The organism is Brakhagea slesvicensis (genome assembly GCF_052161625.1).
Classification (GTDB): Bacteria; Planctomycetota; Planctomycetia; order Pirellulales; family Pirellulaceae; genus JBKCUI01.
The window spans coordinates 5,858,941-5,868,335 of sequence record NZ_CP197412.1 but is presented as its reverse complement, the minus strand read 5'-3'; the positions used below and the strand labels follow the sequence as shown (position 1 = coordinate 5,868,335).

Genomic DNA, 9,395 nt, shown 5'->3' with positions numbered 1-9,395 from the left:
CGATGGATTATTCCGCAGTATCGAGATAGGGGTCTTGTCCCATTTCTCTCTGAATCTTAGTTCGTTCCTTTTCGTGATAAAGGAGGGCCATCCGATCTCGGAAGTGTTTCTTCTCGACTTTCCTTTGCGCCCGTTTGAAATGAGAAGCGAAGCGGTTGAGCTTTTGGGTAGCGCGAGGATTCTGGACCTCGGCGGCTCCGATTTTCTTCATCTTTTCGGATACTTTCACCCCGAGCCCATTCCTGAGGATTTCATCGTCCATGCCGAGATACTGTCGGTAGGAACCGGGATCCCCTTGCCGACCGCACCGTCCGATCAGCTGACGATCGATTCGCGCCGCATCATGCAGTTCCGTACAGATGACGAACATCCCGCCGATCTCTCGGATCTCATCTTGCAGTTTGATGTCGGTTCCTCGGCCTGCCATGTTGGTCGCGACGGTGATCGCACCTCGCTCCCCGGCGCGTGAAACAATCTCTGCTTCCCGTTCGACTTCGTACGCATTCAAGACTTGGACGGCCAATCCTTCGTCGCGCAGCAGTTTGGCCAAAATCGAGGACTTGTCGATCGACCGGGTGCCGATCAAGATGGGTCTCCCTTTCGCATGGATACCCTTGACCTCTTCCACAATGGCATGGAATTTGGTCATCATGTCGGGGCAGACGATGTCGGGCAATCGGATTCGTTTCGGAGGCCTGTTGGTGGGAACTTGCACGACCGGCGTCTTATAGATACGACGCATCTCCCCAGCGCTGGTCGCGGCCGTTCCCGTCATTCCACCGAGACGTTTGTATCGCAAAAACAGATCTTGGACGGTGATCCTCGCTGCCTGACCCGTGGGGACGGAGACATCGATGTTCTCTTTCGCTTCAATGGCTTGGTGAATACCGTCTCGCCATTTGCGTCCTTCGGCAAGTCGGCCAGTGAATTCATCGACGATGACAATTTCGCCATCTCGCACGACGTATTGGCGGTCTAAGGAGAAATCGCGATGAACTTTGATCGCGCGTTCGATAAATTCGTAGAGGTCGACCAAAGCCGCGAGACGTATGACTTCATCTCGGGGCAACGCGCGCACAAACTGTCGACCCTTGGCCGTCAGCTCAATCTTACGATTGTCCTCTTCAATCGTGAAATGCTCTTTCAACTCGAAGAGAGGAGCATGCTTGGAGGCCCATTTGTAAGTCGCAATTACCACTTCGCGGGCTTCATCACCGAGCGAACCGATGATCAATGGTGTCCGGGCCTCGTCGATCAAAATGCTGTCCGCTTCGTCGACCAGAACGAAATGCATACCACGCTGAACCGGTTGCTCCCCTGAAGAAGACCAGCGTTCGCTCGATCCCGCTCCTAGGAAATCGTCCACCGCTCGGCCTTGCGCACGCATCAATAAACGGTCGCGCAAGAAATCAAAGCCAAACTCTTTCGCGGTTCCATAGGTGAGATCGGAGCCATACGCTCGACGACGTTCATCTTGACTGTGATTGGTGAGCACGATTCCTACGGACAATCCCAATGCGTCATAGAGAGGACGCATCCAATCGGCGTCCCGCTCCGCCAGATAGTCGTTGACGGTTGCCAAGTGAGCTCCCTTTCCAACCAAGGAATGAAGCACCATTGGGAGCGTGGCGGTGAGCGTCTTTCCTTCGCCAGTCTGCATCTCGGCAATGCAACCGTAGAAGAGACAGGTGCCACCGAGGATCTGGACATCGTAGTGACGCATGTTCATCGCTCGACGTCCCGCTTCGCGAACGAGTGAATAGGTCTCCGGGAGCAGATCCTCGAGCGGTTCTCCACTCTTGGCCCTGTAAATAAGCGACAGAGCTTCCTTGCGAACCTGGCTATCGCTCAAGCTCCTGCGTTGCGATTCCCACCCATTCACTAAGCGGACTTGTCCCAGCCATTGATTGACTTTGTATTGCGCGACACCGGGTAGCTTCCAGCCCGCTGAAACATGTGGCTTGTACGGGAGATGCAGCTTCTTTTCCGATCCTCCAGCTGGCGGCAGAGGAAGCCCGGGAGTCGTTGGAACACCAGGTGACGACTCTTTTGATTTTCGCTTTCCAGTGGGGGGAAGGGGAACATTCGACGGAGGAACGGCACTCGACGAAGGAATAGGAGCCGTCTTCATCAAACCATCCCCGTTTGAATCACCTGTTGCGTTTTGGCTGGATGGAATGCTGCTATTCATGACAGTTGGAGCTCGGACGCGAAGGGGGGAAATGCGAGTTCATCCTAGGATGCTGCGCGGTCTCGAAAAAGGGGAAAGGATTCGATTTCAGCGCTCGGTGGGGCCGCCGCAAGATCTCCAACCCGACATTCTAACGCTTCGACCGATGAGATTCCGCTCCGGAGGGCGGTTTCTACCCATGAATTCCCTCGTATTGGGCCTGTTTGGTGGGATGGGGGGAATGGGCCGAGTTTGCGTGATGTAGCATTTTTGTCTTAGCTTCTGAGGATTCCGGCCGATCTGATTATTCGAACAATACGCAAGGCTCTGCTTAGCGAGAAGGAACAAATGAAAATCAATCGTAAGACCCTATCCTTGATCATTGCCTCTCTATGCGGAACGAGTGCGTCTGCGTATGCCGTAGGCCAAGATGTCCCGCAATCCTCCCCTCTCGCTAGCAGCGGTCGCATTGCAGACAACTCTGCTTCAGGCGAAGGGACCATTGGTAATGATCCTCGTATGGGGAGCATTCGTTCGATGGAACCGACCGTTCCATTCTCCCCCACGACGAACCATCCGGTGTCGTTCCATCAACCTGAATTCCATACGCCCGGCACTCTCGCCAGCCATCAGGCCAGCAGCTCGCGAGGCTGCGAATCGATCTCCGGATGCGAGTCGATGGCCAGTTGCGGAGACTTGGGAACCAGTTGGGTCGAAACCGAAGCGATCCTGTGGTGGGGCAAGGGCTTTACCAATACCCCTTTGATCATGTCGGGTAACACCCCCGGTGGCCTCCCAGTCAACGTGCTCAGCGGTGGCGAAGACAATCCAGTCGGAAACGAAATGTTCGCTGGGATGCGTGTCACGGCTGGAAAGTGGCTCGATTGCGATAAGAACTATGGTCTGCAAGGCCGCGTTTATGGCCTCTTCGGAAGCGAAACATCTCAAACCTTCGGGAATACCGGGGTCTCCAATGGTGTCGCTTACTTCGACGTGAACGCAGGGCCCTCGTTCTACTTGGTAAACCTCGACGCCTCTCCTAACGGTGCGAACACTGGTACCATCACCGAATCGACAGACCTCAATTTCATTGGGGCAGACGCGTCGCTTCGCACCTTGATGATCGGCGATGCCGCTCACCGCGTGGATCTGCTGACAGGCTATACCTTTATGCGACTCGATAGCGGCTACACGCTCGAAACGTCGGTAACCGATGGAATCACCAATCCGATCCAGAACGGTACCGTGATCGTGACCCGCGATAACTTCGGAACCAAAAACACGTTTCATGGGGGGCATATCGGTTTTACAAGCGATCTGACCTCAGGTCGCTTTACGTTGAGCCTGCTCGGAAAAGTCGCTATGGGAAACATGGAGCAGAGGACCCAGACCTCCGGCTTCTATAGCGAGACGCCTCCTAACTCTCCGGCCGTCACCGAAGATCGCGGGCTCTTTGCTCAGCCACAAAACAGCGGAACCACCAGCCGCGATCGGTTCACCTTCCTTCCCGAGGCAGGTGCCAAGCTGAAGTATCGACTGGGGCGAGGCCAAATCGGTGTCGGATACACGCTGCTCGTGATGCCGAACGTAGCGTTGGCAGCGGACCAAATCGATACGACCATCGACTTCGCCAATATCAATGGCGTCATGAGTCGACCGCTTCCACGGTTCCAGACCGATACCTACTTCTTGCATGGCCTGGATCTGGGATACACCTTCCAGTTCTAACTGGAAAGCGAATCGCAACTGAAAGGCCCGAAAGGGCCTTTCGGCCATTCCCGTTCTCGTTCTTAGAACACTGGATTCAAATGGTTCAAACGCTTCTTCACCAAATCGGACTGTGGCTCGATCGATTTTCCGACGCTCTCCATCGTTGGGAGTCCAAACTGCAGGATGTCGAAAAGGCGTACCTGCTATCCAATCTTGAATCCATGACAATAGCTTGCACCGAAGCCGAATCGATCCATCAAGAGATCGCCGACTGCAAACGTGAGAGGCAAGAACTGCTGGATCGGGCTGCGGCAATAGGGCTGCAAGCTCGCCACTTGAAGGAACTATCGCAGCTCATGGACGCCCAGTGGCCAGCGATATGGACCCATCGCATCTCCCAATTGGAGCTGCAATTGAACCGAATTCAACGGTTGAGCATCACCCTTTGGATGAGCGCGTACCAGAGCAAGTCGCTGGTGTCGGAAATGCTTCTCGTGCTGGCCACCGGCCGCGCTGATACCGCTACCTACGCACCCGGAGAAGCGCGGAGCATGGAAGGTGGATTCCTGATGAACGAAGCCGCCTAGTCCCTTAGGATCATTCTACGATGAGTCTATTCAGCGCGATCCAAGGTTCCGCCAACGCACTTCGGGTGAATCAACTCGGACTGCAGGTCGTCGGCAATAACATTGCCAACGTCAACACCCCTGGATACGTGCGCCAAGATCTCGTCGTCGCCCCTGCTCTCGGTTACCGAGCTGGCGATTTGATCATCGGCCAGGGGGTCCAAGCCGTCGCGGTGGAACAAAAGCTTGACAATTTTGTTCTAGAACGACTTCGGCAAACGCAAAGTCAACTTAGCTATCAGGAAGTCCTCGAGTCGGCCAACGGCGAACTAGAATCGTTCTTGAACGAACTGACCGGGAACGATATCTCGACCCGCATGAGCAACTTGTCAGCCGCCTTTCAAGAAGTCGCGAATCAACCCGGAAGCGAATCGATCCGCGCACTAGCGATCCAACGTGGCCAAGAACTTGCTTCCCAACTTCGGTCCGTATCCGATAGTGTGATCAAAGCGTCGCTCCGCAATCGAGATGAAGTAGGACAAGCGGTACAGCAGATCAACCGCTTGGTCGATTCGATCGCGAAACTCAATCTACGAATCGTGGAGATGGAAGGTGGCTCCATGTCCGATGCCGTGGGACTGCGCGACGAACGCCTCAAAGCGATGGACGAACTCTCCAACTATGTCGATATCACAACCCAAGAACAGCCCAACGGAGCGGTCACGGTCTTTGTGGGAGGGGATTATTTGGTCACCGATGCCATCCCCCGTCGAGTCAAAGCCGAATTGGTAGATGATGGCGAATTCTCGAACCTCGAATTACGGTTCGAGGATACCGACGCTCGGGTAAACGTGTCGGGAGGAAAGATTCGCGGCCTATACGAAGCGGCCCAAATGGCGACCAGCCGAGGATTTCTGGGCAAATTGGATTCTCTCACTCGGGACATCATCCACGTTGTGAACCGAATTCACTCGCAGGGGCAAGGGTCGCAAGGCTTTCGAAGTATCCAAAGCGAAATCATCGTCAATAAAACCGATGTGCCATTGGAAGTTTCCAATCCTGAATTCAATCTCGAGAACGGCTCGTTCACCATCACGCTGACGGATCGACGCACCAATAGCTCGACAACCTACGAAGTTCCTGTTCGCCAGCAGGGGATGACCACCGACACCACGCCCGAACAACTCGCGGCAGCCATCGATTCCATCGTGGGACTTTCAGCGTCCGTTACCAATAATGGTCGATTCGAAATCCGATCGGAATCCGAAGCCCTAACGTTTAGCTTCTCCAACGATACGAGCGGTGCCTTGGCATCCCTAGGGATCAACACATTCTTTACTGGAGATACAGCCAGTACGATTCAAGTTCGATCGGAAATCACTGAAGATCCCACGAAACTGGCAATCAGTACCAACGGGGTAGGAAACGGCGCAGGCAACGCCATTCGATTGGCAGAAGCCTTCAACAACCCATCCACCTTGCTGGGCGGTCGTAGTTTAAACGGCATTTACGACGCGATCATCTCGGACACAACCCGCGAGATCAATACTCAAAAAGGGATCGCAGATGGACTCCGCAACTTCCAACAGACCCTCGAATCCAAGCACTTGGGGATCTCCGGTGTGAACCTCGATGAAGAGGCGGTCAAGATGATGCTCTTTCAAAGAGCCTTTCAAGCGCAATCGCGTCTTGTGTCGGTCGCCTCTGACCTCCTCGAAACTCTCGTCAACATCATCTAAGCCATGCTGAGCTCCTTTTATCCTGTCGTAGCTGGTCGAACGAGCGATGCCGCCAATCGCTATCGATCCCTCTATCAGGTCCAGATGGGAAAGATGGGGCTTCAGGACTTGGAGTCTCAACTTAGCAGCGGTATGCGATATACGCTGCCAAGCCAAGATCCAACGTCGGCACTTCGGGTCATCAGTTTGCAACGGGAACTCGAGTTCCGTGATCAGACGATCAAGAATCTCGATTCATCCCAGAGCTACCTCAACGCAACCGAAGCAAACTTGTCGAATATTCAAGACCTTATGACGGAGCTTCGCGGCTTGGGCGTCGAGGCATCGACCAACGTAGCCGGAGTCGAGGAAAGGACGGGCTGGATCAATCAAATCGAAGCTTCCATTACTCGTCTGCAATCGCTAGCCAACGCAAAGCATATCGATCGCTACCTGTTTTCCGGTGGATTGGTGGGAACTCCGACGGTGACTAATAGCCGCGAAGGGATCCAGTACAACGGAAACGATATGAGTCTGCTCACGCTGACCGATAGCGGTGACTATCTCTCTCACAACGTGACCGGTCAAAAAGCACTAGGACTCCTCTCCGACGCCATGGTCGGTCGCAACGATTTGAACCCCGTCGCATCCGAAACAACTCGCATCACCGATCTCAATCATGGGCAAGGCATCGCGCCGGGCGCGATCCGGTTGTCCGATGGCGTGAACCAAGTCACGATCGATCTCGCCAAGTCGGAGTTTGTGGGGGATATTCTCGATCGCGTGAATGGAAATGTATCGTTCAACGGCCGGGAAGTATCTGCGACACTGGTCAACGGCAGATTGGCCTTCCAATATGCAGATGGCAACCCGGGAATCTTGCGGATTCAAGAAGTCGCAACGGGACGGACGGCTAGCGACCTTGGTATTGCAACGAACGAACCTGCTCCCACGCTGCCGATCATCGGTCGGTCCCTCGAACCCGCCATTCAATTGACGACCAAGCTTTCGCAACTGAACGATGGTGCAGGGTTGCCATGGGGGGATGGACTCCGAATTTCACAGGGTGGCCGGAACTTCGACGTCCTCTTCACCGGCGCTGAAACGGTCGAAGACGCTATCAACCTGATCCATCGCTCGGAAGCTCCCGTCATCGCTTCTATTTCACCAGACGGACGAGGATTGCAAATCAAATCTCGTATCAGCGGAACGGACTTTGCGATCGGGGAACTGAACGGGAATCTGGCGGAATCGCTCGGGTTGCGAACCTTCCATGGTCAAACCCGAGTCTCGGAGCTGAACTACGGTCAAGGAATGGAGACGATCCAAGGCGCGGATCTGATTATCCGCCGCAATGATGGGACCGAGCTTGGGGTCGATCTGGACAACGCGACGACCATCCAGGATGTTCTGGACACGATCAACAACCATGTTGACAACCAAGTCATCGAGACTCGCATCACCGCTTCCCTTGCCTCCACCGGAAATGGCATCGTCCTCACGTCAGCCATCCCGAGCGTTCCTTTGGTTCCTGACCCAGGTCCCATCCGGATCCGTTCGGCTGGAGGGAGCCAAGCTGCTTCGGTGCTGGGATTGGTACCGCACGGCCAGTCGGAGTCGACAGCACAGCTTGTGGGGTCGGAGTTTGTCTACACGGGTTCGGACCCTAACCCACAAGAAGTTCGCGGAATCTTCAACTCGCTAACACGCCTGCGAGACGCGATCGCCAATCAGGACTTAGCAGAGATCGCGAGATCCGTCCAATTGATGGACCAAGACTTGGAGAGATTGAGCCTCAGTCGAGGATCGCTCGGTGTGGAGCAACAACGCATCGATAACTTGAAAGCGATCAAAGAAGAATCACGAATCGCTCTCAAAGCAGATGAATCGAACCAGATCGAAGCGGATATGATCTCCGTCATTTCGCAATTGAATGCTCGACAGGTTTCTTATGAGGCTAGCCTCAGGCTATTGGCTAGTGCCAATCAGCTATCGCTTTTCAATTACTTGTGATGGACCTGGCATAGGTCGGGACGGTTGCGGATAAAGACAGCAGTTTGCTGGGCACAAATCGTGACTTGGCCCATACGTGCCCACGAACGGTCTCGCTGTTCCCGTCGCAAGCCGTTCTTCGATCAAGTCGACGATCATCGAGACAAACTCGGGGTGAATGCCTACGGAGCTCGCTCGCACGCATCCGATCCCCTTTTCCTTACAAAGGTGGGCTGCTTCTTCATCTAAATCGTAGAGGACCTCCATGTGATCGGAGATAAATCCGAGCGGTACGAGCACCACGCTCTGGAGTCCTTCGTCGGTAACGAGTTGCTCGATTCGGTCACAGACATCTGGCTCGAGCCAAGGTTGTTGGGGAGGACCCGAACGACTTTGAAAAACCAATTCCCAATTTCCGTGCCCCACCGCCTCGGAAACCAAGCGAGCGGCTTCTCGGAGCTGTTCGACATACCGTGAATATTGCGACATACCCATTGGAATGCTGTGGGCGCAATAAAGCAGTTTGGCATTGGCTCGCTCGGGTGCAGGGGTTTGTTCCAGAGCTGTGCGGACGCAATCGGCTTGTGCAGCGATGAATTTGGGATGATTGAATCCCATACGTACCTTCTCAATTAGCGGAGCGTTCTCCCCGACTGCACTCTGTGCGTCCGCTATGTTTTCGCGATATTGTCGACATCCGCTGTAGCAGCTAAACATCGACGTGAAAAAGGCGATGGCCCTTTTCTTCCCTTCGTCTGCCATATCGCGAAGCGTGTCGGGCAACAGCGGATGCCAATTGCGGTTACCCCAGTAAATGGGCAGATCGATGCCCCGTGCTTTGCACTCAGCTCGTATTGCCTCCAACAGATCGCGGCACTGTTGGTTGATTGGGCTGATGCCACCGAAGTGCTTGTAATGCTCTGCGACTTCTAACATCCGTTCCTTCGGTACATTTTTGCCGCGGAGGACATTTTCCAGGAACGGCATGACGTCATCCATTCCTTCCGGCCCCCCGAAGGAAACGAGAAGAATCGAGTCGATGGGGACGGTGTCCAGAGAGGGCAATGGCCCAGTCGGAGCGGCAGGACGGGTCGGTAGTGGCGGGGCAGAAGCGTCGGACAACTCAATTCTCCAAGCAATCGTGGCTACAAACAGGGAACACGAAGGATACCCGAATATCGAACTGTTTAGTATGCCACGCGATCAAGTCCCCCAAAGCACGCAACGCCTTCGAAGACA

6 protein-coding genes are annotated in these 9,395 nt (G+C 54.5%); 4 read left to right on the top strand and 2 right to left on the bottom strand.

The window, feature by feature from the left end; all coding sequences use genetic code 11:
* Positions 1 to 7: 7 nt before the first annotated feature.
* A complete protein-coding gene (locus SH467x_RS22125; RefSeq protein ID WP_482369263.1) occupies positions 8 to 2,191 on the bottom strand; it encodes a preprotein translocase subunit SecA in 2,184 nt (727 codons plus the stop codon).
* Positions 2,192 to 2,518: 327 nt separating this feature from the next.
* Between SH467x_RS22125 and SH467x_RS22120 the strand changes: the two genes are divergently transcribed.
* The 4 genes from SH467x_RS22120 (at position 2,519) to SH467x_RS22105 (ending at position 8,177) form a co-directional block, all read left to right on the top strand.
* Positions 2,519 to 3,898 carry a BBP7 family outer membrane beta-barrel protein gene (locus tag SH467x_RS22120; RefSeq protein ID WP_482369262.1) on the top strand — a complete coding sequence of 460 codons (1,380 nt, stop codon included), beginning with the start codon at positions 2,519 to 2,521 and terminating at the stop codon, positions 3,896 to 3,898.
* Positions 3,899 to 3,978: 80 nt separating this feature from the next.
* Positions 3,979 to 4,467: a hypothetical protein gene (locus SH467x_RS22115; RefSeq protein WP_482369261.1), complete on the top strand. Its 489-nt coding sequence runs from the start codon at positions 3,979 to 3,981 to the stop codon at positions 4,465 to 4,467.
* Positions 4,468 to 4,487: 20 nt separating this feature from the next.
* A complete protein-coding gene (gene flgK / locus SH467x_RS22110; RefSeq protein WP_482369260.1) occupies positions 4,488 to 6,185 on the top strand; it encodes a flagellar hook-associated protein FlgK in 1,698 nt (565 codons plus the stop codon).
* 3 nt (positions 6,186 to 6,188) lie between these two features.
* Positions 6,189 to 8,177, top strand: coding sequence for a flagellin N-terminal helical domain-containing protein (locus tag SH467x_RS22105; RefSeq protein ID WP_482369259.1), 1,989 nt, complete (start codon positions 6,189 to 6,191; stop codon positions 8,175 to 8,177).
* On the opposite strand, the gene SH467x_RS22100 is transcribed toward SH467x_RS22105, so the two are convergent.
* Entirely contained in the window at positions 8,154 to 9,212 is a 1,059-nt protein-coding gene (locus tag SH467x_RS22100; RefSeq protein ID WP_482371411.1) for a ferrochelatase, read from the bottom strand. The genes SH467x_RS22105 and SH467x_RS22100 overlap by 24 nt on opposite strands.
* Positions 9,213 to 9,395: the final 183 nt, after the last annotated feature.

Bases quoted from the DNA above. Each gene is read 5' to 3' on its own strand.
- SH467x_RS22105 (WP_482369259.1), top strand. From the start codon at position 6,189: ATGCTGAGCTCCTTTTATCCTGTCGTAGCTGGTCGAACGAGCGATGCC.
- flgK (WP_482369260.1), top strand. From the start codon at position 4,488: ATGAGTCTATTCAGCGCGATCCAAGGTTCCGCCAACGCACTTCGGGTG.
- SH467x_RS22115 (WP_482369261.1), top strand. From the start codon at position 3,979: ATGGTTCAAACGCTTCTTCACCAAATCGGACTGTGGCTCGATCGATTT.
- SH467x_RS22120 (WP_482369262.1), top strand. From the start codon at position 2,519: ATGAAAATCAATCGTAAGACCCTATCCTTGATCATTGCCTCTCTATGC.
- SH467x_RS22125 (WP_482369263.1), bottom strand. From the start codon at position 2,191: ATGAATAGCAGCATTCCATCCAGCCAAAACGCAACAGGTGATTCAAAC.